Consider the following 24,742-nt stretch of genomic DNA (forward strand, 5'->3'; position numbering starts at 1 on the left):
CGTTGTCAATTCATATTTGAATTGATTTCATGGGATTAATAAATTGCATTAAATAGAATAATTTATTATATTTGTTTCAAATTTTTCCGCTTGATTGATAATGAAACTTTCGGGTTTCCCAAGTGATTCAATCTTTCTATTAGTTTCATGAAAAAAATAGCTATACAAGGGGTAAAAGGGTGTTTTCATCATGCAGCCGTTTCCAGATATTTTGAAGGATGTAATTATAAATTGATGGAATGTTCTTCTTTTAGAGAAGTAGCTGTTTCCGTTGCTAAATCCAATGTAGATATTGGAGTTATGGCTATAGAAAATACCATAGCGGGTACAATATTGACCAATTACAGTCTTTTATCTGAATACAATTTGAAAATAGTAGGAGAGATATATATCCCCATACAACATCATTTAATGGCTTATCCAGGGCAAAAAATAGAAGATATTAAAGAAATCTATTCTCATTCAATGGCTATTTTGCAATGTGAATTATTCATAGATGCTCATCCTTTTATAAAAATATCTGAATACTCAGATACAGCGGCTGCCGCTAAATATATTTCTATATGCAAAAAAAAAGGATTAGCTGCCATCGCGTCTGAAAATGCGGCTAAAGAATATGGTTTAGAAATCATTTCCAAAAATATACAAACTATTACAAGGAATTTTACGAGATTTTTTATCATTAAAAATTGTTATAAACAAGAGAATGCTTCCTTTAATAAAGCTTCACTAAGATTCAAAATTTTACATACTACTGGAAGTTTATCTCAGATTTTAAGTCTTATATCTAGTCTTGGAATCAATATGACTAAAATACAATCCATTCCTATAATACAAAGACCTTGGGAGTATTCCTTTTATGTCGATATTATATTCAATAATATAAAATCTTATGAAAAAATGAAAAAATGCATCCAAAAAATTCCCTGTCTTCATAAATGGTCTATTATGGGAGAATATCAAAATGGTAGAATTAGATCCTAATGATTATAGCTGCAAAAAAAATGTTTCAAGTATCGGAATACTTTTTTTCCGAAAAAATGAAGGAAATTAATCTTCTTGAAAAAAAAGGTGTCAAAGTCATTAATTTAGGAATTGGAAATCCAGATCTACTTCCTCCAAAAGGAGTGATCCATAAAATGAAAAAAGCGTCAGAACTCAAGCATGCGAATACTTATCAAAGCTATATTGGAATAGAAGAATTACGTAATGCAATTTCTGATTGGTATAGAAAAGAATATCAAGTTGATGTAGATCCTAAAAGTGAGGTTTTGCCATTAATGGGTTCTAAGGAAGGAATTATGCATATAAGCATGTCTTATTTAGACAAAGGGGATCAAGTTTTAATTCCAAATCCTGGATATCCTACTTATTCATCTATATCAAGACTTTTGGAAGCAGAAATTATTTATTATAATCTTTATGAGTATGAAAATTGGTCTCCCAATATTCACTTGTTAGAAAAGAACAATCTTTCTAAAATCAAAATAATGTGGATCAATTATCCTCACATGCCTACGGGTGCAACAATTTCTTTGGAAAACTTAGAAAAAATTGTTTTTTTTGCGAAAAAAAACCGTATTTTACTCGTTCATGATAACCCTTATAGTTTTATATTAAATAGTGAACGTCCTTTAAGTATTTTTAATGTAAAAGGATCTAAAGATATAGCCTTAGAATTGAATTCGTTAAGCAAAAGTTACAATATGCCAGGATGGCGTGTAGGAATGATAATAGGAAAAAAAGAATTTATTAAGAATATACTAAAAGTAAAAAGTCAAATGGATTCTGGCATGTATTATCCCATACAAATTGGAGCTATAGAAGCTATGAATCATAATTCTAAGTGGTTTCAAAAACTGAATAGAGAATATATTCAACGCAGAAAAATAATATGGGAAATCTGTGATTATCTAAACTTGAAATATTCAAAAGAAAGTTCCGGAATATTTGTTTGGGCAAGAATAACCGGTTCAGAAAAAAATGATCGAATATGGTCCGATGAATTTTTCAATACTCATCACATATTTATTACACCTGGAAGAGTGTTTGGAAACAATGGGAAAGGATATGTAAGGTTTTCTATGTGTTGTCCCGTAAAAATTTTGGAACAAGCAAAAAATAGAATTTTTTCATGAATATTGGAATAATAGGATTAGGGTTAATAGGTGGATCCATTGGTTTGGGATTGAAAAAATCCAATTTTGGAGATAAAATTATAGGAACAGATTCAAATCAGGAGAACGCTTCACATGCTGTGAAACTTGGAATTGTAGACGAAATAATTTCTTTGCAGGATCTCATTATGCAATCTTCAGTAATTATTTTATCTATTCCCGTAGATGGAATAGAAAAAATACTTCCAATTATTCTGAATAAAATCAGTAAGGATACAGTGATTTTAGATACTGGATCTACTAAATATGATATTTGTAATCGGGTTTCTTCTCATCCGAAAAGAAGTCGATTTGTAGCGACACATCCTATTGCAGGAATTGAAAATTCTGGACCTATTTCAGCTCATTCAGATCTTTTTTATAAAAAAAATTGCATTATTTGTGATTCGGAACGGAGTGATCCAGATGCAATGTCTATTGCAAAAAAAATCTATTCTCTTATGGAAATGCGGATGATTTATATTTCCTCTAAAGAACATGATTTATATATTGCTTATATATCTCATTTACCTCATGTAGTTTCCTTTGCTTTAGCTAGTACAGTTTTAAAAAAATTTAAGAATGAAGAAAAAATTTTTCATAATATGATGGGAAGTGGATTAGATTCAACGACACGTTTAGCGAAAAGTAAGCCTGAAACGTGGTTACCTATTTTTATTTCTAATAGAGAGAATCTGATTCAATCTATAGATTTTTATATTGATTATTTAGAAATATTTCGTAATCATTTAATAAATAAAGAATTTCATAAGATCGATCAATACATGAAAAAGGCGAACGATATAAAAGATAAAAAATATGTGTAAATTCAATGTGATGGAAAAACTGAATAATAGTATAGACAGATCCTGGATTGATAAATTCAATCAACCTTTAATTATATCTGGTCCTTGTAGTGCAGAAAGTGAACAACAAATATTAGAAACAGCCAATCGATTAAATCCTAACTATGTTCAAATATTTCGGGCAGGAATATGGAAACCTAGGACAAAACCAAATAATTTTGAAGGAATTGGAAAAAAAGGACTTGAATGGCTTCATCAAGTTAAAAAAAATACGGGATTGTTGGTTGCAACAGAAATTGCTAATGCAGAACATGTTAAATTGGCTATTTCTTTTGATATTGATGTTCTTTGGATAGGTGCTAGAAGTACAGCCAGTCCTTTCACTATTCAAGAAATAGCTGACGCTCTAGAAGGAGAAAAGAATAAAATTATTTTGGTGAAAAACCCAATTCATCCTGATATAGAATTATGGATAGGAGCTTTAGAACGTTTATTGGGGAAAGGTATAAAAAAATTGGGAGTGATACACAGGGGTTTTTATACCTACAAAAATTCTAAATATCGTAATCAACCTAATTGGAATCTTTTGTTCAATTTTAGGAGTCTTATTCCTAGAATCCCCATTATATGTGATCCTTCACATATTTGTGGAAATAAAGAAGGAATTTTTGATATAGCAAAAAAAGCTTATCATTTTCAATCTGAAGGATTGATGATAGAAAGTCATTGTGATCCTGATCATGCTTGGAGTGATGCTCAACAACAAATTACTCCGGAAAAGCTTTTGGAAATGTTAAAACAATTAACAAATTTCAAAAAATTTGATCAAAAAAGTAAAAGGGATTTAGATTCTTTTAGAATTGTCATTGATGAACTAGATGAAAATATTATTGCGCTTTTCTCAGAAAGAATGAACATTTCAAAGAAATTAGGATCTTTAAAAAAAGACTCAGATATTCCTGTTTATCAACCAGATAGATGGAATGATATTATGAAGAAATCTCTTATCTTCGGAAGAAGTTTAGGAATTTCTGAAGAATTACTTGAAGGAGTTTTTAAACTTTTGCATCAAGAATCTATTAAAATTCAAAATCAAATCAGATAAGAAAATTTAAATAGCTCAGTCCTAAAAAAATGGCTTATTTATTTACCAGTGAATCTGTTTCAGAAGGTCATCCTGATAAAATTTCAGACCAAATATCGGACTCTATATTAGATCATTTTCTAGCGTATGACCCAGATGCGAAAGTAGCTATAGAGACTTTAGTGACTACGGGACAAATTATATTAGCTGGAGAAGTCAATTCTAAAACTTGGGTGAATGTTAGAAAAATAGCTCGTAATATACTTAGAAAAATAGGATATACTAAAAATGAATATAGATTTCATGCAGATTCTTGTGGAATCATTTCTTCTATTCAGGAACAATCTTTGGATTTATTAGAGGGAATTCAACGATCAAAAAAAGAATATCAAGGATCTGGAGATCAAGGAATAGTATTTGGTTATGCAGTGAAAGAAACGGAAAATTATATGCCTTTAACATTGGAAATCTCACATCATATATTAAGGGAACTTTCATCGATTAGAAATGAAGGAGAAAAAATGACTTATTTGCGTCCAGATGCAAAATCGCAAGTCACTTTGGAATATTCAGATACAAATGTACCAATGCATATTCACGCTATCGTGATTTCAACTCAGCATGATGAATTTGATACGAAAGAAAGAATGCATAAACGTATCGTACAGGATATTATAAACATTTTGATTCCAAGAGTGAAAAATAATATTCGGTTAAAAAATATAAAAAAATTATTTACAAATAAAACAAAATATTACATTAATTCTACAGGAAAATTTGTTAGGGGAGGCCCTCATGGAGACACGGGATTGACCGGAAGAAAAATTATAGTGGATACTTATGGAGGAAGAGGATCTCATGGAGGAGGAGCTTTTTCCGGAAAAGATCCATCTAAGATGGATAGGTCTGGAGCTTATGCCGCTAGACATATAGCTAAAAATCTTGTTGCCGCAGGAATTTCAGATGAATTACTAATACAAATATCCTATGCCGCAGGAATTTCAGAACCGATTGGTATCTTTGTAAATACCTATGGGAAATCAAAGATAGATAATGAAAAAATCGCGTCGAATATAAATCAAATTTTTGATTTACGTCCTTATGCTATAGAAAAAAGATTAAAATTGCGTCAACCAATGTATGAAGAAACATCTGTGTATGGACATATGGGAAAAATTCCGAAAAAAGTGTATAAGTCTTTTTTGGATATAGAAGGAAATCAAAAAAAACAAGAAGTAGAACTTTTTACATGGGAAAAGCTGGACTATTTACCTGTCATAAAGGACATTTTTAATATGAATATGAAATTCAAAAAATAGGTATTTTTAGTTAAATCTTTTAACAATGTCTTACAATCTATTGAAAGGAAAAAAAGGAATTATATTTGGAGCCTTGGATGAAAATTCTATTGCTTGGAAGGTAGCAGAACGTGCTTATGAAGAAAAAGCATCTTTCGTATTAACTAATACACCAGCTTCTTTAAGAATTGGTAAAATTCATGAATTATCTCACAAAACAAAATCTATGGTAATTCCAGCAGATGCCACTTCTATATCAGATCTTAATATTTTGTTTGAAAAAACATTAGGTCATTTTGGAGGAAAAATAGATTTTTTATTGCATTCTATAGCTATGTCTATGAACATCCGAAAAGGATTGACTTATCCCTCTCTCAATTATGAATTTTTAAGAAAAGGATGGGAAATATCTGCCGTATCTTATCATAAGATGATGCAAACAGCTTGGAAAAAAAAAGCGATGAATAAGTGGGGTTCTATTGTAGCTCTAACATATATTGCTTCTCAAAGAAGTTTTCCATATTATGGAGATATGTCTGACTATAAATCTTATTTAGAAAGTGTTACACGTAATTTTGGTTATTATTGGGGTATCAAAGAGAAGGTAAGGGTTAATACTGTATCACAGTCTCCTAGTCCCACTAGAGCAGCAAAAGCCATCAAAGGTTTTGATAAATTTTTTCTTTTTTCAGAAAAAATATCTCCATTAGGAAATGCTTCCACACAAGATTGTGCCAACTATATAATTACACTTTTTTCAGATTTAACAAGAAAAGTAACAATGCAAAACTTGTATCATGATGGAGGGTTTTCTAATACTGGAATTAGTGAAGCTATGATTTTATAAAATTCCTCTTCTAAACTCAATCCTAATCCTTATGTAAAAATATGAAATATGAAAAAAATTATAGCTCCATCCTTACTTTCAGCTAATTTAGCATTTTTACATCGTGATATAAAAATGCTGAATGAAAGTGAAGCAGATTGGTTCCATATTGATATTATGGATTCCTCTTTTGTTTCTAATATTTCTTTTGGATCTTTGTTTACTAAATATGTAAAAAAATACGCTAATAAACCTATGGATGTTCATTTAATGATTTTAGAACCAGAACGATATATAAAAAAATTTAAGAATTGCGGATCCGATCATTTACATATTCATTATGAAGCTTGTATTCACTTAAATAAAACTATTTTTTCTATTAAAAAATATGGAATGAAGGTAGGTGTAGCAGTCAATCCGCATACTCCAGTTTTTCTTTTGCAAGATATTATTAAAGATATAGATTTTGTTTTATTGATGAGTGTGAATCCTGGTTCTAGCGGACAAAAGTTTATTAACCAAACATATCAAAAATTAGAAGACACTAAAAATTTAATATTAAAAAAAGATTCTTCTGCTCTCATAGAAGTCGATGGAGGAATTAATTTAGAAAATGCGTCCTTATTATTCAAAAATGGAGCTGATATATTAGTATCAGGAACTACGATTTTTTCTAATTCTAATCCAAAAGAAATTATTCATAGAATGAAATTTTGTAATAATGATTTATCATGATTTGTAAAGAAACTATAAAAAAAATTCTTTCTGTTTCTTGCATAGAAGATGTGATTGGAGATTTTGTAGAGTTAAAAAAAAGTGGTTTAAATTATAGAGGACTTAGTCCTTTCTCTAATGAAAAAACACCTTCTTTTATAGTTTCTCCTACAAAAAAAATATGGAAAGATTTCAGTTCTGGAAAAGGGGGAAATATTATAACTTTTCTTATGGAACATGAACATTTTACTTATGTAGAATCATTACGTTATCTTGCTAAAAGATATCATATTAAAATTCAATATACAGAAGAATTTAGTAAAATCGACCATGAAGAATATGAAAAATTATACTTTATACAAGATTATGCAAAACGTTTTTTCATAAATCAATTGTTTTGTACTAAAGAGGGACAGAAAAATGGATTCAATTATTTAATTCAAAAAAGAGGCTTTAATATGAAAATAATTCATAAATTTGAATTAGGTTACGCTCCACTTTCTTGGAGTTTTTTTACTAAAAAAGCCTTAGAAAAAGGATTTAAAATACAGGATCTAAAAAAATCTGGTTTTACTATTTATAGGAAATATTCTAATAATTTTTTTGATTGTTTTCGTAAACGTGTAATGTTTCCAATACATAATTTATCAGGAAGGGTGATAGGTTTTGGTGGTAGGAATATTGATTCTAGTTCTTCATATTCTACCAAATATATCAATTCATCTGAAAGTGATATTTTTCAAAAAAGTAAAATTCTATATGGTTTATTTCAAGCTAAAAAAAACATTCTCAAAGAAGATCTTTGTTATTTGGTGGAAGGATATACAGATGTTCTTTCTTTACATCAATCCGGAATCAAGAATGTGGTTTCTTCTTCCGGAATTTCATTGACTGTCGATCAAATACTATTGATCAAAAAATTTACAAAAAATATTGTTCTTTTTTATGATGGAGATCGTTCTGGAATTAAAGCCTCTTTAAGAGGAATTAATATGATATTGGAACAAGGAATAAATTTACGTATATTATTCATTTCTAACGGAGAAGATCCAGATTCTCTATCTAAAAAGTATTCTATCTCTCAACTCAAAGATTTTTTAGCGAAAAATAGTTATAATTTCATTTCTTTCAAACAAAAAATATATGGAAAATTTCATCAAGATGATCCCATTAAAAAATCATTTTTTGTTTTAAACATTTTGAATAGTATTTCAAAAATATCCAATGTTCTTCAAAAAGAATTATACTTGCAAGAAGCATCCAAAATGTTACAAATTCGTCAAAAAATTCTAATTAATGAATTGGAAAGAATCAACAAAAAAAATGGACAAAAACTTCGTACGGTTCAAGCAATTCAGGCGGGAGGAAATAACCAAAACACTAACACTCTTCTTTTTATTGAAAAAGAATTGATTCAATTGATTTTAAATCATGGAAATAAAATAATCAAAAAAGAAAAATGCAATACAACAGTTTTAGAAGAGATATTATATGCTTTCAAATATTGGAATTTACGTTTTTCTTTGAATAAGAACCAAGAAATATTTGATAAAATTTGTTTACAAAATAAAAAAATAGGTCATTACAAGTTGAATAATACAGAATTTTCTGATAAAGAAAATCCAAAATTTTATTCATTATCTAAATGGGATAAAAAAGGAATCAAAGTTTCATCTTTCGATGATCACATAGATCAATATATAACGGATATTTTATTGAGATATAGGGTTTTATATATTTCAAAATTGATAAAAAAAGAAATCATTCATATCACAAAAGATGATGATAGATTAAAAAAAATCATGGATTTAACAAATGTTAAAAATGAAATTCATAAAAAGTTACATAGATATGTGTGATTTTTTCTTTTAATCATTTTTTCTTTTTCCTATAATCCTAAATAATTTTTTTGGTAAATTCGTGCATATAAACTTGCGAAAAATGAAGACATTAATTTCAAAAAAAGCGCCTAATTTTACGGCAAGTGCGGTATTAAATGGAAAAAATATTGTACAAAATTTTACTTTAGAACAATTTTATGGAAAAAAGTATGTTTTACTTTTTTTCTATCCTAAAGATTTTACTTTTGTTTGTCCCACAGAAATTTATGCATTTCAAGAAAAAATAAAAGATTTTGAGACTAGAAATGTACAAATCATTGCTGTATCTACGGATACAGAACAATCTCATTGGGCTTGGTTACAGATGCCAAAAGAAAAAGGTGGAATATATGGGGTCACCTACCCTATTGTTTCTGATATTAATAAAACCATATCTCATAATTATGGAGTTTTGTCTGGAGATTGGATTTTAGATTCTAATGAAGGATTGAAAGCAACGGGAGAACTTATTGCTTACAGAGGTTTATTTTTAATAGATAAAGAAGGTATTATACGACATATTTTAATTAATGATTTTCCTTTAGGTAGAAATGTACATGAAGCTATTCGTATGGTAGATTCTCTTCAATATTATGAAAAAAGTGGAGAAGTGTGCCCAGCTAATTGGACAATTGGAAAAAAAGCCATGAAGGCTAGTCATAGTGGAATTGTAGATTATTTTTCATCTTAAAAAAAGAAAAGTGGATCAGATGATCTTCAATCTGATCCTTATTTCAAAAAGAAAATGATGAAAAAAAAAGTAGCATTTTATACAATGGGGTGTAAATTGAATTACGCAGAGACCTCTACTATAGCAAGAAAATTTTCTAATTTATATTATCAACATGTTCCTTTCAAAAGTTATGCAGATATTTATGTAATCAATAGTTGTTCTGTTACAAAAAATGCAGAAGTTGAATTTAGGCACATTGTACGTTCTGCTATGAATCAAAATTCACAAGCTTTTATTATAGCAATAGGATGTTATGCTCAACTGAATTCTAAAAAAGTTTCTTCTATCGTTGGAGTAGATCTCGTTTTAGGTTCTTACGAAAAATTCAAAATCACAGATTATCTTGATCTAGAATTATTGAAAAAATCTCATCCAAAGATTATTTCAAATGCAAAGACAAAAAATACTTATTTTCCATCGTTTTCCGTTGGAGATAGAACTCGTTCTTTTTTGAAAATACAGGATGGATGTGATTATAAGTGTAGCTATTGCATTATTCCCATATCAAGAGGGGCCTCTCGTTCTGAGAGTATAGAAAATATATTGAAAAATATTAGGCTTCTTTTTCGAAACGGTGTGAAAGAAATAGTTTTAACAGGTGTTAATATTGGAGATTACGGAAAAAAAATATATGGAGAAAATCGTCGTTTATATACATTTTTTGATTTAATACAAGCTATAGATCAAATCAAAGAAAAAGGAAGAATACGTTTATCTTCTATAGAACCTAATTTATTAAAAAATGAATGTATTGAATTTTTGTCTAAAAGCAAACATTTTGTTCCTCATTTTCATATTCCTTTACAATCTGGAAGCAACGATATATTGGGAAAAATGCATAGACGTTATAAACGAGAACTTTATCAAGAAAAAGTAAACAAAATCCGATGTTTCATACCAGATGCTTATATCGGTTCAGATATTATTGTTGGGTTTCCTGGAGAAACACATAAACATTTTTTGGAAACTTATCATTTTTTGAAAAAATTAGAAATTTCATCTCTACACATATTTACCTATTCTCCTAGACCCAATACAAAATCTATCACTCTACAGGGATATGTTTCTAAAAAAATACAATGGAAACGGAATCAAATTTTGAGAAATCTTTCAAACAAAAAATATCGTTTTTTTTGCGAAAGGCAAGTTTACACAAAAAAAACCGTTTTATTTGAAAAAAATTCTACAAATCAAGAATATTTATATGGATATACAGAAAATTATATTAGAACTAAAATTCCATTGAATTCATACAATTTGTCATGTTATAGAAACACATTACAAGAAGTGTTTATCACAAAAATAGACCAAGATGGAATTATGATAGCAGAACCTATACAGAACTATAACTGAATTATTTATCCAATTTGTTTGTCATAGGTCTGAATTCTACATTAAAAATTTCTTGAAAAGATTTTTTTATCATACGTTTTACCTCTTGAAAAGAGATATCATTTTTTTTTAATTCTTTTTTCAAAGAAGTTACTTCTTGATTGTAAATTCCACAAGGAATAATATGATCAAAATACCGTAAATCTGTATTTACATTTAATGCAAATCCGTGCATGGTTACCCAACGACTCATTCTAATTCCTATTGCACATATTTTTCTCGATTTTCCGTTTTTTACATTATTATGAAACCATACCCCTGTTTTTCCTTTTTTTCGTTCTCCCTTAATTCCATAATTTTTCCATAAAAAATGAATAATGACTTCTTCTAAAAGACGAAGGTATTTATGAATATCCGTAAAAAAATAATCCATATTTAAAATGGGATATCCTATCAATTGCCCCGGTCCATGATAAGTGATATCACCTCCTCTATCTGTTTGATAACAGGTTGCATTTATTTTTTTTAAAAAATCTGATGAAACCAACAAATGTTTATCTTTTTTTCCATTTTTTCCTATAGTATACACATGAGGATGTTCTACAAATAGAAAATATCCGGCTTTTTGAGAAGGAATGTTATTTACTTTTTTTTGAATAATATCATCAAATAATCTTTTCTGATATTTCCAAGTTTCTTCATATTTTTTTTTTCCTAAATCTTCGAAAAAAAGTATTTTTTTTTTCATACTATAATAAATAATAAAAAACAAATGTACCTTCGTTTTGTTCATTTTTGGTACATACATATTTGGTCCATACACAAATCAATCTATGCCCTATTTATCAGAACAACAAATCATACGCAGAAAAAAACTAGATCAACTCAAATTATTAGGAATAAACCCTTATCCATCAGAGGAATATAATGTAACCACTACCATTTGTAATATACAAAAAAATTTTAAAGAAAAAGAAACTATTAGCATAGCCGGACGTTTAATGCGTTTGCGGATTTTAGGAAAAGCTTCTTTCGGAGAAATCAAAGATCACACGGGGTGTATACAAATATATTTTTCTAAAGATCATTTATACTCGGATAAAATGGGAAAAGAGGACACTTACAATATTTTTTTTAAAAAACTTATAGATATAGGAGATATTATTGGAGTGACAGGTTTTTTATTTAGAACGAAGATGAATGAAATCACTATACATGCTCATAAATTAACTTTGTTATCCAAATCTATACGCCCCTTACCACAAGTTAAAATAGATAAAAAAAATAAAAAAACATATGATGCTTTTTCCAATACGGAACAACGTTATCGTATGCGTTATGTAGATCTTATAGTCAATGATCATGTCAAAGAAATTTTTTTAAAACGGACTCGTATCATACAGGGAATCAGGAAATTTTTGGATGATAAAGGGTATCTAGAAGTAGATACACCTATTTTACAATCTATTCCTGGAGGAGCTATAGCTCGTCCTTTTGAAACTTATCATAACACTTTAGGAATTCCATTATATTTACGTATAGCTAATGAGCTTTATTTGAAAAGACTTATAATTGGTGGATTTCACGGTGTTTATGAATTCTCTAAGAATTTCAGAAATGAGGGAATGGATCGTATCCATAATCCAGAATTTACTGTATTGGAGTTTTATATAGCTTATAAAGACTATTATTGGATGATGAATTTTACAGAACAATTGATGAAATGTATTTGGAATCAATTTAAAGAAAAAGATCATATTAGTTTTCAAACTCCTTTTCCCCGTATTCCTATATTGGATTCTATTAAAAAATATACAGGATTTGATTTAGAAAAAATGGAAGAGGAGGAGTTAAGAAAAGTGTGTAAAAAATTGCATATAGAAGAAAATCCAAAAATGAGTAAAGCAAAACTGATTGAAAATATTTTTGAAGAAAAATGCGAAAAAAATTACATAAATCCTACTTTTATTATTGATTATCCATTAGAAATGAGCCCTTTAACTAAAAAACATCGTCATAAAGAAAATTTATCAGAACGTTTTGAACTTATTATCAATGGTCAAGAAATTGCTAATGCTTATTCAGAACTTAATGATCCTATAGATCAACTTGATCGTTTACGAAAACAAATCAAGTTATCTGAAAAAGATGAATCCATGTCAATGGATCAAGATTTTATACGTGCTTTAGAATTCGGAATGCCTCCTACTGCAGGAATTGGAATTGGAATCGATCGTTTAGTGATGTTACTAACTCAAAAATATTCTATTCAAGAAGTTTTATTTTTTCCACAAATGCGTCCAGAAAAAGGAGGCAAAAAATAAATTATTTTATTTATTGACTAATCCTAATACTCTTAATCCGTTGATTGTAGCAATTTCTACTAAATGATCTATATCATAATAATGACAAGCTTCTAACATGACACGTAATTCTATCCATAGATTTCCATCCGAAAAAGGTTTGTAAATATCACAAATGTTATCTGTTCCAAAAGCCACAATGATTCCTTCAGGAACCATTTCATCTACTGGAGTGATGGAATTATGACTAGGAGTCAAACGTTCACTTCTGGTATGATCAATCCAAGCTATGGGACAAGAAATGACCATTAAATCTGCTTTTTTCATTAATTGATATGTTTTATAACGATAAGCTCTAGCATGTGCTGCTAAAGAAATACTATGTATGGCGACTACTTTTCCTTGCATTCCATGTTCAATCGTTTTTTTTGCTAATTTTTCAGTTTCTTTTTCTTCGCTAGTATTAAATTGATCAACATGGACATGGACTATTTTTCCTTTTTTTTTAGCTGTTTTTAATAAAATATCTAGATGTTCATCTTCTTTTCCATAATCTTTAGCGGGTAATCCACCAATTATATCCACGAATTCTACTGATTTATCAAACCAATATTTTGACTTCTTGTCCAATACTCCTTTCAAAACTTGATTGGCAAAACAAATATGGATGGAATTTTCATAATTCCTTTTCAATTTTTTAGCGGCTTTCAAGGCACGGTCTTCAATAATTTCATCCACATCAATAAAGGTGCACAAAGCTTGTGTTCCTTGCATTAAAAAATATTCCAAAGCTTTTTCCATACGAATATAAATATCCTCTACTGTCGCTAAACGTTTCATTTCATCAACCAGATACCATTTTTTTTTGAGTGAAGAATAAGAATATTTGAAATTTTTTTTTGTTAGAGTATAAGCCCTATCTAAGTGAGCATGAGCATTTACCCATCCTCCTTTTTCTTTCACTTTCTCTATAAAAATTTTTTTAGGATTCATTTTCAATCGGTTTTTTTTTAAATATTGGAAATCCAAATTACTTTTTTAGTTATAAAAAATGGTTCTTTAAAATAATGATTTAAAGGATATTCTATTGCATGAGGAAATTTTTTTAATTCCTCAGAAAGATTTCCTCCTTTTAGATGGAAAACTCCATTTTGAATTTTAGAATTAGATTTGCATTTAAATTTATTTTTTATCCAATTCTGAATGATGTCTATTTTTGTTACGGCTCTAGTAACCACAAAATCAAATTTATTTTCTAATTTTTCTGCACGTATACAAATAGGATGTGCATTTTTTAAATGAAGATCATATATGATTTTTTCTATAATTTTAATTTTTTTTCGAATAGAATCGACCAATATAAATTCTGTATGAGGAAAAACTATGGATAATGGAATACCCGGAAATCCTCCTCCTGTGCCTAAATCCATAACACATGATCCAGGAAAAAAAGAAAATACTTTAGCTATTCCTAAACAAAAAAGGATATGTTGTTGATCAAAATCGTAAAATGTCTTTCTAGAAATTAGATTGACATGTGTATTCCAATATGCGTACAAGTTTTTTAAAGAAGACAACTTATAAAGTTGTTGATTCAATAAATCTGGAAAATATTTTTTATATAATTCCATATTAATGGATAAATAAATTTATAACCAAATTTATTTAGATTTGTAATCATTTCAAATCAAATTCTAATATCTATGGAAAATAGATTGTCCCATCGTTTGCAGAATATATCTTATTCGCAAACCATAGCTATGTCAGCTAAAGCCAGAGAATTAAAAAACAAAGGCTATGACATTATCAACTTAAGTTTGGGGGAACCCGATTTTTTACCTCCTAATTTTGTTTTAGATGCTGCTAAAAAAGCGATAGATGAAGGTTTTCATTATTATACTCCCGTATCCGGATATTTAGAACTTAGAAAAGTAATATGCGAAAAATTCTACCGTGATAATCATTTAAAATATACACCTTCTCAAATTGTAGTTTCTACTGGAGCCAAACAAGCTATCATGAATGTTCTTTTGTCTTTGCTTAATCCAAATGATGAAGTTCTCATTCCTTCTCCTTATTGGGTTAGTTATTTACAAATGGTCAAATTGTGTGAATCTTATCCTGTTGTCATTCAAACAACTATGAATAACGATTTTAAGATTCATCCAGAACAATTAGAAAAAGCAATCACATCTAAAACTAAATTATTTATTTTTAGTACTCCTTGTAATCCTACAGGAAGTGTTTATTCTTATCAAGAATTAAGAGATTTAGCTGAAATTTTTAAAAAACATCCAGAAATCATGATTCTTTCTGATGAGATTTATGAACATATTTGTTACTTGGACAAACATCCTACTAGTATTGCTACATTTCCTGATATTCATAATCAAGTCATCACACTGAATGGGCTATCTAAAGCTTTTTCAATGACGGGATGGAGAATTGGATATATTGGAGCTCAAGAATGGATTGCTCAATCTTGTGATAAGATTCAGGGACAAATGACTTCTTGTGCCAATTCTATTGCACAGAGGGCAGCTATTGATGCATTAAAAGCCGATCCTAGTCAAATAGGATATATGATCAAAGAGTTTAAAAAAAGAAGAAATTTAGTTTTGGATCTGATTAAAGAAATTGATGGTTTCAATTTAACAAAACAAATGGAGCTTTTTATTATTTTTCCAAAAATTTCAGATTTTTTTGGTAAAAAATTATATGGAAAAATGATTCAAAATGCAGATGATTTTTCTGAATTTTTACTTGAAAAAGCTCAAGTAGCTACCGTAAGTGGTAGTGCTTTTGGGGATAATGAATGTTTGCGGATTTCTTACGCATCCTCAGAAGATAAAATTCTGGAAGCCTTCACGAGAATCAAAAAAGCATTAAACTAAAAAAAATTGGGTGGACGACCGGATTCGAACCGGCGACCCTCAGAACCACAATCTGATGCTCTAAACCAACTGAGCTACGTCCACCATAAACAAATATAATTAATAACAAAAACTTTCTATAATTTTTTTACAATAAAAAAAAAGATCACTATATATCCATTTTAGGATGGATTTTTTTTCTTGAATAGGGTATAAAAGATGAACATTTGCACCTGCATCTAATGTAAAATAGATATTTTTCTTGCTTTGAATTCTAAAATCCCATACTGTGTGAAGAACATTCAGAGTATTTGGTTTCATCCATAAAAAATAGGGACGAGATGTCATGATCATAGCATGAAGAGTCAATGCTTCATGTTCTATCAATTCTCCAAATTCTTGAAAGTCTCCTATTTTCAATATGGATATAAGCCGATCCATATTTTGATTAGCACATTGAAATCTTACTCTAGCATAAGGATGCTTATTCATTAATAGATGCCCTTTTGAACTTAATATTTTTTTAGGTTTTTCATCTATTATTAAAATAGTATTTACCATTTTTTTAAAAATGGGGTGTACTTTATATGGATATGGAATAGCATAAAGATCATTACTTCCTTTTATAGATTTATGAGACCCCCAGACAACAAGTCCAGGATAAATAGATCTGCAAGCACTTCCGGAACCTAACCTTGCTAAAAAAGAAGCTTTTTTTAAAAAAAAATCTTTTTTTAAAGAAAAAACTAATTTTTTTTCTATTTCCATAATGCATAATGCTAAAGCACTCATGGAAGAGGCAGAAGAAGCTATTCCACTACTATGTGGAAAAGTGTTATAGGTTTCTATAATAAAATTAAAATCTCGCAAATAAGAACAATAAAATGAAATTCTATGAAAAAATTCTAAAATTTTTGGAAGAAAACTAGTTTTTTCTTTTCCGGATAGAAAAATTTTTATGGATAAATTTCTTTTTTTTTTCTCTTGATAAATTAATCGTGTGACCGTATATACTCTTCCCAGAGAATAACTAATAGACGAATTCAACGGAATTTGAATTTTATTCTTATGTTTTCCCCAATATTTAATTAAAGCGATATTAGAATGACTTTTTTTTGTAATTACTCCATTTGGTTCTATAGAATATTTTTTTTTTCTATAAAAAAAACAATTTTTTTTCAAAATTTAATTACAAATTATCATTTTCACTTTGGTTGATATAATCTAACATTTTTTTATCATCCAATTCTCCTTCAGAACGAGCTATGACACAACTAGCTAATCCATTTCCTATCACATTAACGGTAGTGCGAGCCATGTCCATTAATTCATCTATACCTATAATAGCTAAAATGGGCCAAGTAGGTAATCCAAAAGAAGCAACAGTTGCTAAAAGAATAACTAAAGAAGCTCTAGGAACTCCTGCTACTCCTTTACTGGTTAAAATTAAAGTCAAACCTATGAAAATTTGTTGACTAAAACTCAAAGGAATACCGGAAGCTTGTGCTACAAATACAGTTGCTAAAGATAAATAGAGAGTCGTTCCATCTAAATTGAAACTATAACCTGTAGGAATCACAAAAGCAATAATTTTTCTGGGGACCCCTAATTTTTCTAAATTTTCCATAAGCAGAGGTAAAGCAGATTCTGAACTTGTAGTAGCAAACGCAAGTGAAACTGGTTCAGTTAATGCTTTTATAAAACCTTTTAAAGGTACTTTAATCCATAAAAGAATAGGAAACAAAACAATTATCAGAAAAATAAGTAAAGCAATATAAAGAGTCAACAATAACTGAAATAAATTATATAAAATATCCAATCCCATATGTCCTACTGTATAAGCTATAGCAGAACCGACTCCTATAGGAGCAAAGTACATGATAATTTTAGTAAATTTAAACATGATTTCTGAAAGACTCTCTGCAAATAACAATAGAGGGCCTCGTTTTTTTTCTTCCAAAAAAACCATGGATATTCCGAATATAACAGAAAATACCACTATAGGTAATACATCTCCATGATATATGGATTTTATAAAGTTTTCTGGAAATACATGAAGAATAGTGTTTTGCCAAGTTCTACTTTCTACTTCTGGCAATTGTTGTTCTGTGATTCCCGAAGGCATTACAATGCCTACTCCAGCTTGAGAAACATTAATAGCAATCAGACCTATGAATAAAGCTAAAGTTGTAACTACTTCGAAATAAAGTAGGGATTTCCATCCCATACTGCCTAATTGTTTAATATTAGAATGACTTGCTATTCCAACTACTAAAGTTGAAAATAATATTGGAGCAATAATAGTTTTTATCAATCTCAAAAATATTTGAGATAAAAATCTTAGTTCTACAGCAATTTTTGGTAGATCTAATCCCATTTCTATTCCTATGATAATGGATAACAAGATCCAAGTAGTTAAATCTTTTTTAAGAAAGGCATACAATACAAAAAGAGAAATGACGAAGCATCTTAATATGCAAAGTGTCAACTTGTCAAATCCTAAAAAAGATCTGGATAAATGGATCAACACATATGCTAAAACACTCAAAAAAGCTATTAATAAAACTTTTTCCTTTTTTACTTTCATTCCAATACTCATTTTGTAAAATTCAACATATCTCAAAAACCATATATTTGGTAACAGACCCGTAGGGACTCGAACCCCAACTAACAGAACCAAAATCTGCTGTGCTACCGTTACACAACGGGTCTATATGTAAATATATACCTATTTTTTTTCAAAAACATTATAATTATGCCTAAATTAAGGTTTTTTGGTTATTATTTAAACTCATATAAATTATGTCTGTGAAAATACGTTTAAAAAGAATAGGGAAAAAACATAAACCTATTTATCATATAGTTGTAGCTGATTCTCGTTCTCCACGAGATGGTAAATTTATTGAAAAACTAGGAACCTATAATCCTCATACAGACCCTCCTTCAATTGTATTAAAAATGGAAGATGCTGTCTCTTGGTTAATGAAAGGAGCCCAACCTACCAACACGGTTAGATCCATTTTGTCTAAAAATGGTGTATTACTCAAAAAACATTTATTAGAAGGAGTGAAAAAAGGAGTTTTAACTGATGAAGAATGCCACAAAAGATTTCATGGATGGTACAAAAAATATAAAATTTAATTTAGTAAGTAACATGGAAATTCTAATTTGATTGAAAGATGGGATTCTAGATCATTTATAGAAAAATTCCCTATGCGTTCTCTTCTTAAAGAAAGAAGATAGCCTCCGCTTTTGAGTGCTTTTCCAAAATCTTGGGCAACAGATCTAATATAAGTGCCTTTTCCACATTCTATAAAAAATTTTATGTAGGGAATTCCTATTTTTAGAATATGAAATTGATAAATTTTTACACGTCTAGACTTCATGGAATTGATTTTTTCTCCTTTTCTAGCATATTCATAGAATCTTTTTCCTTTTGTTTTTAAGGCAGAAAAAGAGGGAGGATATTGATCGATTTCTCCCACAAATTTTTGAGATGTTTTTCTAATCAGTTGAGGAGTGATGTGCGAAATAGAAGAAAAATTATATTCCTCTGTTTCTGAATCAAAAGACAAAGTTTCACAGCCTAATTTGATAATTCCTGTATAAGTTTTTTTATAATTTTGAATATCATCTACTTTTTTAGTATATTTTCCTGTAAGAATAATTAATAAACCTGTAGCAAGAGGATCTAAAGTTCCTGCGTGTCCTATTTTTAAATTTCCTTTTTTTGGAATAGTCGTGAGAATAAAACTTTTAATTTTTTTAACAATTTCAAAAGAAGTCCATCCCCAGGGTTTATCTATTAATAATATTTTTCCATTTTGGAATTCTAATAAATCTTTGATCAAAATTTACCAAGTGGTTTCATCAAATAATGTATAACAAGAAAAAAAATACCTAAAATGATTCTATAATATCCAAAAAATTTGAAATTATTCTTTTTCAAATATTTCATAAAAAATTTTACAGCTATTATTCCAGTTATGAAAGCTGCTAAGTTTCCTAAAAATAATAATTCTATTTCTTGAAATGTAAAAGAATTTAGTTGAAAATAATAGTCAAATAATTTTTTGCATGTAGCAATTCCAATAACAGGCACAGATAAAAAAAAAGAGAATTCAATAGATTTTCTTCTACTAATATTTTGGAGCAGACAAGCAACAATGGTGCTTGCACTTCTAGACACTCCTGGAATCAAAGCCATACATTGAAACAATCCAATAATAAAAGCTTTTAAATAAGTAATGCTGTTTTTTTTATTAGAGGAATTCTTTTCATAAAAATTTTCTGTTTTCAAAATGACTAATCCTCCTATAAAAAGAGATAGAGCAACGGTCAGTGGATTCCCTAATAAAAAGTTTGTTTTTTGGAAAAAAAAACCCAAAATTCCTACAGGAAAACTAGATACAAAAATTTTTAGGTAAAAATCCCATTTTTGAAAAAAAAATTTGTTTCTATATAAAAAAACAACTGATAAAACAGCTCCCAGCTGAACAGATACAAGAAATAAATTTGTTATTTTCTTTTCTAGTATTCCCATAATAGAAGCTGCTAGGATCATGTGACCTGTAGAAGAAATAGGGAAAAACTCTGTAATTCCTTCAATAATCCCTAATAGGATTGATTGAATGTAATTCATGATGGAATGGAATGTCTATTGTTTGAAATTAATTATTATATTATACATCAATTTTTGCATGTATTGCATTTTTTTCTATGAAATTTCTACGTGGAGGAACTTCATCTCCCATAAGAATGGAGAATATTTTGTCTGCTTCCGAATCATTTTCTATATTTACTTTACGTAGAGTTCTATTTTTGGGATTCATAGTCGTTTCCCAAAGCTGTTCTGCATTCATTTCTCCTAATCCTTTGTAACGTTGAATGTTAACAGATTTTCTCCCTCCTAATTGATTAAGAATATTCTCTCTTTCTTCATCATTCCAAGCATATTGAGAATGATTTCCTTTTCGAATTAAATAAAGTGGAGGAGTAGCAATATAAATGTGACCTTTTTCTATGAGAGGTTTCATATAACGAAAGAACAATGTTAAAATCAAAGTAGAAATATGACTTCCATCTATATCCGCATCTGTCATAATAATAATTTTATTGTATCTCAGTTTTTTTACATTGAAAATCTCTTGATCTTCCTCTGTTTCAATAGAAACTCCTAAAGAAGCAAATATATTTTTTATTTCCTCATTTTCAAATATTTTATACTGCATCGCCTTTTCAACATTTAAAATCTTACCTCGCAAAGGTAAAACGGCTTGAAAGTTTCTATCTCGACCTTGTTTAGCTGTTCCTCCAGCAGAATCTCCTTCAACCAAATAAATTTCACAATTTTCTGGATTGTTGAAAGAACAATCTGCTAATTTTCCAGGTAAAATACTGTTATTAATGGGATTCCTTTTTTGTATGAATTCACGAGCTTTTCTAGCCGCTTGACGTGCTTTGGCTGCAAGTATGACTTTATCAATAATTTTTTTTCTGTCGCTAGGGTGTTCTTCTAAATAACTGTTCAACATTTCTCCCACAATTTTATCTACAATCCCCCCCACTTCGTGATTACTTAATTTTGTCTTAGTTTGTCCCTCAAATTGAGGTTCCATAACTCGAACAGATATAATAGCTGTAATTCCTTCTCTAAAATCATCTCCAGTTAACTCCACTTTATCCTTATTAGATAAAATTCCATATCCATCCGTATATTTTTTTAACGTTCTTGTTAATGCTCTTCTAAATCCAGAAAGATGAGTTCCTCCTTCATAAGTATTTATATTGTTAACATAAGAATAAATTTTTTCTTTAAAAGAAGTATTGTACTGCATTGCTACTTCTACAATCGTATTATCTTTTTCTCCTTCTATAAAAATGACATTCTTGGTTAAAGATTCCTGATTTTTATCTAAAATAGTAAGATATTCTTTTAATCCGTTTTTAGAAAAAAAATGTTCTTTGATGTTCTCTCTTTCGTCTTTTAAAAACAAGTAGAGTCCTTTATTTAAAAAAGCTAATTCTTTCAATCGATTGACTATAATTTCATAATTATATGTAATAGTTTGAAAAATAGAAGGATCAACCAGATAATGAATTTTTGTTCCTTGCATATTGGTTTTTCCTAAACATTTTACAGAATAAAGAGCTTTCCCTTTTAAATACTCCTGTTGATAAATTTTTCTATTACGATAAATTGTTACTATAAGTTTTTCAGATAGAGCATTCACACAGGAAATCCCTACTCCGTGTAATCCTCCAGAAACTTTATAAGAATTTTTATCAAATTTTCCCCCTGCACCAATTTTAGTCATAACTACTTCAAGAGCAGATTTTCCTTCTTTTTTATGAATATCTATTGGAATTCCACGACCATTGTCAAGTATGGTAATAAATCCATTTTTGTGAATTGTCACCCATATTTTATTGCAAAAACCTGCTAAGGCTTCATCTACAGAATTATCTATAACTTCGTAAACTAAATGATGTAATCCTCTAATTCCTACGTCTCCAATATACATAGAAGGTCTGAGTCTGATATGCTCTATTCCTTCAAGAGATTGAATACTATCTGCTGTATAATTTTTTGTAGTATTATGTTTACTCATAATCCATTAGAAATTTTTCTTTTTTCCATAAAAATTTATAGTTTTATCTTCGATCAAAGATAGAATAAAAATGTTTTTACGTGAAAATTTGGGAGAAAAAGACTCATTCGAGTATAGATAAAGAAATAGAAAATTTTACTTCAGGTAAAGATTCTAAAATAGATTTACTTTTAGCTCCGCATGATGTAATAGGGACTATAGCTCATATCATTATGTTGAAAAGTATTGGATTATTAAATCAAAAAGATTTAATAATTTTGATTCAGGAGTTGCGTCATATTTATGTTCACGAAATATTAAAGAATAATTTTAAAATGGATGAAGGAATAGAAGATATTCATTCTCAAATAGAGTTTTTATTAACAAATCGTTTAGGAGAAGTAGGAAAAAAAATACATAGTGGTCGATCTAGAAACGATCAAATATTGGTGGACTTGAAACTTTTTGTTCGTACAGAAATCAAAGAAATAGTTTTGATTGCTTATTCTTTTTTTGATTTTTTATTAAAATTAAGTGAACAACATAAAAATACATTAATGCCTGGTTATACTCATTATCAAATAGCTATGCCATCTTCTTTTGGTCTTTGGTTTTCTGCATATGCAGAAAGTTTGATAGATGATTTACTGTTAGTTCACACGGCATATCGTATTGTCAATAAAAACCCTTTAGGATCTGCTGCGGGTTATGGTTCTTCTTTACCTTTAAATCGAAAAATGACAACGGATTTATTGGGATTTGAAAATTTAAATTATAATGTAATATATGCTCAAATGGGACGTGGTAAAATGGAAAGAATCGTTTCAGAATCTATTGCTTCATTAGCAAGAACTTTAAGTAAAATGGCACAAGATATTTGCTTATATTTAAGTCAAAATTTCAATTTCATTAGTTTTCCTGATCATTTGACTACCGGATCTAGCATCATGCCTCACAAAAAAAATCCAGATGTTTTTGAGATGATACGAGCTAAATGTAATAGAATGATTTCATTGCCTAATGAAATTTCTTTGATTTCTTCTAATTTGTGTTCTGGATATCATAGAGATTTTCAAATTATTAAAGAAAGATTTCTTCCTATTTTTGAAGAAATCAAAAAATGTTTTTCTATGTTTCAGTATATGTTGAATCATATCATAGTGAGAAAGGACATTCTTAAGGAAGAGAAGTATAAATACTTGTTTAGTGTAGAGGCAGTTAACAAACTTGTTGTTGAAGAAGGATATTCTTTTAGAGATGCTTATCAAAAAATAGGTTCAGATATACAAAATGGATGTTTCAAACCCTTGACAAATAGTTTTTATTCTCATGAAGGAAGCATAGGGAATTTATGCAACACAAAAATTAGAAATTTGATGCAAAATGTGATAAAAGAATTTGATTTTTATAAACTTGATCAAGTTATAAAACGTTTAATTTATAGCAAAATTCATTTTTAAGGATCCTCTAAGAATCCAATTTTCGTTTAAGTAGAATGGATTTTTGAGAAAACCAATCTTTTATTTTTTGATGATGTCCAGATAAAAGAATTTTTGGGACAGACCATCCTTTATAAAGGACTGGACGAGTATAAACGGGAGGGGCTATTAAGGATTCTTTTTGAAAAGAATCTGTCAGAATGGAATCTTTATTTTGTATAACTCCAGGCAATAATCTAACTACAGATTCTACAACAACAGCAGCTGCTAATTCTCCTCCAGATAAAATGTAGTTTCCAATAGATATTTCTTTGGAAATTAGATTGTCTCTAATTCTTTGATCAATTCCTTTGTAACGTCCACAAAGAATGATTATATTTTTTTTATTAGTTAAAGTTTTCGCATATTTTTGTGAAAATAATTTTCCATCAGGAGTCATAAAAATTTTTTCGTCATAATTTCGTTCTGATAACAATTTTGAAAAACATTGATATACAGGTTCTATTCGGATCACCATTCCAGATCCTCCTCCATAAGGATAATCGTCCACTTTTTTTCGCTTCCCTAAACCATATTTACGTAAATCATGAACATAAATATCAATCAATCCTTTATTGATTGCCCTTTTAATAATAGAATTGGAAAAAGGGCTATGAAGGATTTCAGGAACAACGCTAACAATATCTATACGCATTATTTTTTTTAGTA

The 24,742-nt window shown here is 29.0% G+C and carries 23 protein-coding genes and 2 tRNA genes; 14 read left to right on the forward strand and 11 right to left on the reverse strand.

The window, feature by feature from the left end; translation table 11 throughout:
- Positions 1–147 precede the first annotated feature (147 nt).
- From BLBBGE_RS01675 to mtaB, 10 genes are all read left to right on the forward strand, one after another.
- Complete coding sequence (locus BLBBGE_RS01675; RefSeq protein ID WP_012840867.1) at positions 148–984, forward strand: prephenate dehydratase; 837 nt, start codon at positions 148–150, stop codon at positions 982–984.
- Positions 984–2,138, forward strand: coding sequence for an aminotransferase class I/II-fold pyridoxal phosphate-dependent enzyme (locus BLBBGE_RS01680; RefSeq protein WP_012840868.1), 1,155 nt, complete (start codon positions 984–986; stop codon positions 2,136–2,138). Before BLBBGE_RS01675 ends, BLBBGE_RS01680 begins: the two co-directional genes overlap by 1 nt.
- The gene (locus BLBBGE_RS01685; protein ID WP_012840869.1) at positions 2,135–2,983 is read left to right on the forward strand and encodes a prephenate dehydrogenase; all 849 of its coding nucleotides are present in this window, start codon (positions 2,135–2,137) and stop codon (positions 2,981–2,983) included. The genes BLBBGE_RS01680 and BLBBGE_RS01685 overlap by 4 nt, the downstream gene beginning before the upstream one ends.
- A gap of 10 nt (positions 2,984–2,993) precedes the next feature.
- Positions 2,994–4,067 (forward strand): bifunctional 3-deoxy-7-phosphoheptulonate synthase/chorismate mutase type II, encoded by a 1,074-nt coding sequence (locus BLBBGE_RS01690; RefSeq protein WP_041936698.1) that lies wholly within the window; start codon positions 2,994–2,996, stop codon positions 4,065–4,067.
- A 29-nt stretch (positions 4,068–4,096) separates the two neighbouring features.
- Entirely contained in the window at positions 4,097–5,365 is a 1,269-nt protein-coding gene (gene metK, locus BLBBGE_RS01695) for a methionine adenosyltransferase (RefSeq protein ID WP_012840871.1), read from the forward strand.
- Between the two features lie 25 nt (positions 5,366–5,390).
- Complete coding sequence (locus tag BLBBGE_RS01700) at positions 5,391–6,191, forward strand: SDR family oxidoreductase (RefSeq protein WP_012840872.1); 801 nt, start codon at positions 5,391–5,393, stop codon at positions 6,189–6,191.
- Positions 6,192–6,239: 48 nt separating this feature from the next.
- Entirely contained in the window at positions 6,240–6,905 is a 666-nt protein-coding gene (rpe, locus tag BLBBGE_RS01705) for a ribulose-phosphate 3-epimerase (protein WP_012840873.1), read from the forward strand.
- Positions 6,902–8,743 (forward strand): DNA primase, encoded by a 1,842-nt coding sequence (gene dnaG, locus BLBBGE_RS01710; protein ID WP_012840874.1) that lies wholly within the window; start codon positions 6,902–6,904, stop codon positions 8,741–8,743. Before rpe ends, dnaG begins: the two co-directional genes overlap by 4 nt.
- Before the next feature lie 82 nt (positions 8,744–8,825).
- Complete coding sequence (locus BLBBGE_RS01715) at positions 8,826–9,455, forward strand: peroxiredoxin (protein WP_012840875.1); 630 nt, start codon at positions 8,826–8,828, stop codon at positions 9,453–9,455.
- Positions 9,456–9,509: 54 nt separating this feature from the next.
- The gene (mtaB, locus tag BLBBGE_RS01720) at positions 9,510–10,850 is read left to right on the forward strand and encodes a tRNA (N(6)-L-threonylcarbamoyladenosine(37)-C(2))-methylthiotransferase MtaB (RefSeq protein ID WP_012840876.1); all 1,341 of its coding nucleotides are present in this window, start codon (positions 9,510–9,512) and stop codon (positions 10,848–10,850) included.
- A gap of 1 nt (position 10,851) precedes the next feature.
- Here the strand turns inward: mtaB and lipB are convergent, their stop codons facing one another.
- Entirely contained in the window at positions 10,852–11,577 is a 726-nt protein-coding gene (lipB, locus tag BLBBGE_RS01725; protein ID WP_012840877.1) for a lipoyl(octanoyl) transferase LipB, read from the reverse strand.
- Positions 11,578–11,662: 85 nt separating this feature from the next.
- On the opposite strand from lipB, the gene lysS reads away from it, so the two are divergent.
- A complete protein-coding gene (lysS, locus tag BLBBGE_RS01730) occupies positions 11,663–13,153 on the forward strand; it encodes a lysine--tRNA ligase (protein ID WP_012840878.1) in 1,491 nt (496 codons plus the stop codon).
- 6 nt (positions 13,154–13,159) lie between these two features.
- Here lysS and BLBBGE_RS01735 read toward each other — a convergent pair whose 3' ends face one another.
- Together BLBBGE_RS01735 and rsmG are read right to left on the reverse strand one after the other, a co-directional pair.
- Positions 13,160–14,125, reverse strand: coding sequence for an amidohydrolase family protein (locus BLBBGE_RS01735; RefSeq protein ID WP_041936759.1), 966 nt, complete (start codon positions 14,123–14,125; stop codon positions 13,160–13,162).
- Between the two features lie 17 nt (positions 14,126–14,142).
- Complete coding sequence (rsmG, locus tag BLBBGE_RS01740) at positions 14,143–14,763, reverse strand: 16S rRNA (guanine(527)-N(7))-methyltransferase RsmG (protein WP_012840880.1); 621 nt, start codon at positions 14,761–14,763, stop codon at positions 14,143–14,145.
- 72 nt (positions 14,764–14,835) lie between these two features.
- Between rsmG and BLBBGE_RS01745 the strand changes: the two genes are divergently transcribed.
- Positions 14,836–16,026, forward strand: coding sequence for a pyridoxal phosphate-dependent aminotransferase (locus tag BLBBGE_RS01745; RefSeq protein WP_012840881.1), 1,191 nt, complete (start codon positions 14,836–14,838; stop codon positions 16,024–16,026).
- 9 nt (positions 16,027–16,035) lie between these two features.
- On the opposite strand, the gene BLBBGE_RS01750 is transcribed toward BLBBGE_RS01745, so the two are convergent.
- From BLBBGE_RS01750 to BLBBGE_RS01765, 4 genes are all read right to left on the reverse strand, one after another.
- A tRNA-His gene (locus BLBBGE_RS01750) sits at positions 16,036–16,110 on the reverse strand.
- 15 nt (positions 16,111–16,125) lie between these two features.
- A complete protein-coding gene (locus BLBBGE_RS01755) occupies positions 16,126–17,187 on the reverse strand; it encodes a diphosphomevalonate decarboxylase (protein WP_012840882.1) in 1,062 nt (353 codons plus the stop codon).
- Between the two features lie 7 nt (positions 17,188–17,194).
- Complete coding sequence (locus BLBBGE_RS01760; protein ID WP_226989451.1) at positions 17,195–18,592, reverse strand: cation:dicarboxylase symporter family transporter; 1,398 nt, start codon at positions 18,590–18,592, stop codon at positions 17,195–17,197.
- 54 nt (positions 18,593–18,646) lie between these two features.
- A tRNA-Gln gene (locus tag BLBBGE_RS01765) sits at positions 18,647–18,717 on the reverse strand.
- 90 nt (positions 18,718–18,807) lie between these two features.
- Here BLBBGE_RS01765 and rpsP point away from each other — a divergent pair.
- On the forward strand, positions 18,808–19,146 hold the full coding sequence (rpsP, locus tag BLBBGE_RS01770; RefSeq protein WP_012840884.1) for a 30S ribosomal protein S16: 339 nt from the start codon (positions 18,808–18,810) through the stop codon (positions 19,144–19,146).
- On the opposite strand, the gene truB is transcribed toward rpsP, so the two are convergent.
- The 3 genes from truB to gyrB are packed head-to-tail and all read right to left on the reverse strand — an operon-like array spanning position 19,143 to position 22,616.
- Positions 19,143–19,853 carry a tRNA pseudouridine(55) synthase TruB gene (truB, locus tag BLBBGE_RS01775; RefSeq protein ID WP_041936760.1) on the reverse strand — a complete coding sequence of 237 codons (711 nt, stop codon included), beginning with the start codon at positions 19,851–19,853 and terminating at the stop codon, positions 19,143–19,145. The two genes, rpsP and truB, sit on opposite strands and share 4 nt — an antisense overlap.
- The gene (locus BLBBGE_RS01780; RefSeq protein WP_012840886.1) at positions 19,853–20,647 is read right to left on the reverse strand and encodes an undecaprenyl-diphosphate phosphatase; all 795 of its coding nucleotides are present in this window, start codon (positions 20,645–20,647) and stop codon (positions 19,853–19,855) included. The genes truB and BLBBGE_RS01780 overlap by 1 nt, the downstream gene beginning before the upstream one ends.
- Before the next feature lie 40 nt (positions 20,648–20,687).
- The gene (gene gyrB, locus BLBBGE_RS01785) at positions 20,688–22,616 is read right to left on the reverse strand and encodes a DNA topoisomerase (ATP-hydrolyzing) subunit B (protein WP_012840887.1); all 1,929 of its coding nucleotides are present in this window, start codon (positions 22,614–22,616) and stop codon (positions 20,688–20,690) included.
- 80 nt (positions 22,617–22,696) lie between these two features.
- On the opposite strand from gyrB, the gene argH reads away from it, so the two are divergent.
- Positions 22,697–24,055 carry an argininosuccinate lyase gene (argH, locus tag BLBBGE_RS01790; protein WP_012840888.1) on the forward strand — a complete coding sequence of 453 codons (1,359 nt, stop codon included), beginning with the start codon at positions 22,697–22,699 and terminating at the stop codon, positions 24,053–24,055.
- A 7-nt stretch (positions 24,056–24,062) separates the two neighbouring features.
- Here argH and trmD read toward each other — a convergent pair whose 3' ends face one another.
- Positions 24,063–24,728: a tRNA (guanosine(37)-N1)-methyltransferase TrmD gene (trmD, locus tag BLBBGE_RS01795; protein ID WP_012840889.1), complete on the reverse strand. Its 666-nt coding sequence runs from the start codon at positions 24,726–24,728 to the stop codon at positions 24,063–24,065.
- Positions 24,729–24,742: the final 14 nt, after the last annotated feature.

The sequence above is a fragment of the Blattabacterium sp. (Blattella germanica) str. Bge genome (assembly GCF_000022605.2).
Taxonomy (GTDB): domain Bacteria; phylum Bacteroidota; class Bacteroidia; order Flavobacteriales; family Blattabacteriaceae; genus Blattabacterium.

What these genes read in the sequence shown, in the direction of transcription:
- BLBBGE_RS01675 (WP_012840867.1), top strand. Translation starts at nt 148, where the DNA reads ATGAAAAAAATAGCTATACAAGGGGTAAAAGGGTGTTTTCATCATGCA.
- BLBBGE_RS01680 (WP_012840868.1), top strand. Translation starts at nt 984, where the DNA reads ATGATTATAGCTGCAAAAAAAATGTTTCAAGTATCGGAATACTTTTTT.
- BLBBGE_RS01685 (WP_012840869.1), top strand. Translation starts at nt 2,135, where the DNA reads ATGAATATTGGAATAATAGGATTAGGGTTAATAGGTGGATCCATTGGT.
- BLBBGE_RS01690 (WP_041936698.1), top strand. Translation starts at nt 2,994, where the DNA reads ATGGAAAAACTGAATAATAGTATAGACAGATCCTGGATTGATAAATTC.
- metK (WP_012840871.1), top strand. Translation starts at nt 4,097, where the DNA reads ATGGCTTATTTATTTACCAGTGAATCTGTTTCAGAAGGTCATCCTGAT.
- BLBBGE_RS01700 (WP_012840872.1), top strand. Translation starts at nt 5,391, where the DNA reads ATGTCTTACAATCTATTGAAAGGAAAAAAAGGAATTATATTTGGAGCC.
- rpe (WP_012840873.1), top strand. Translation starts at nt 6,240, where the DNA reads ATGAAAAAAATTATAGCTCCATCCTTACTTTCAGCTAATTTAGCATTT.
- dnaG (WP_012840874.1), top strand. Translation starts at nt 6,902, where the DNA reads ATGATTTGTAAAGAAACTATAAAAAAAATTCTTTCTGTTTCTTGCATA.
- BLBBGE_RS01715 (WP_012840875.1), top strand. Translation starts at nt 8,826, where the DNA reads ATGAAGACATTAATTTCAAAAAAAGCGCCTAATTTTACGGCAAGTGCG.
- mtaB (WP_012840876.1), top strand. Translation starts at nt 9,510, where the DNA reads ATGATGAAAAAAAAAGTAGCATTTTATACAATGGGGTGTAAATTGAAT.
- lipB (WP_012840877.1), bottom strand. Translation starts at nt 11,577, where the DNA reads ATGAAAAAAAAAATACTTTTTTTCGAAGATTTAGGAAAAAAAAAATAT.
- lysS (WP_012840878.1), top strand. Translation starts at nt 11,663, where the DNA reads ATGCCCTATTTATCAGAACAACAAATCATACGCAGAAAAAAACTAGAT.
- BLBBGE_RS01735 (WP_041936759.1), bottom strand. Translation starts at nt 14,125, where the DNA reads ATGAATCCTAAAAAAATTTTTATAGAGAAAGTGAAAGAAAAAGGAGGA.
- rsmG (WP_012840880.1), bottom strand. Translation starts at nt 14,763, where the DNA reads ATGGAATTATATAAAAAATATTTTCCAGATTTATTGAATCAACAACTT.
- BLBBGE_RS01745 (WP_012840881.1), top strand. Translation starts at nt 14,836, where the DNA reads ATGGAAAATAGATTGTCCCATCGTTTGCAGAATATATCTTATTCGCAA.
- BLBBGE_RS01760 (WP_226989451.1), bottom strand. Translation starts at nt 18,592, where the DNA reads ATGAAAGTAAAAAAGGAAAAAGTTTTATTAATAGCTTTTTTGAGTGTT.
- rpsP (WP_012840884.1), top strand. Translation starts at nt 18,808, where the DNA reads ATGTCTGTGAAAATACGTTTAAAAAGAATAGGGAAAAAACATAAACCT.
- BLBBGE_RS01780 (WP_012840886.1), bottom strand. Translation starts at nt 20,647, where the DNA reads ATGAATTACATTCAATCAATCCTATTAGGGATTATTGAAGGAATTACA.
- gyrB (WP_012840887.1), bottom strand. Translation starts at nt 22,616, where the DNA reads ATGAGTAAACATAATACTACAAAAAATTATACAGCAGATAGTATTCAA.
- trmD (WP_012840889.1), bottom strand. Translation starts at nt 24,728, where the DNA reads ATGCGTATAGATATTGTTAGCGTTGTTCCTGAAATCCTTCATAGCCCT.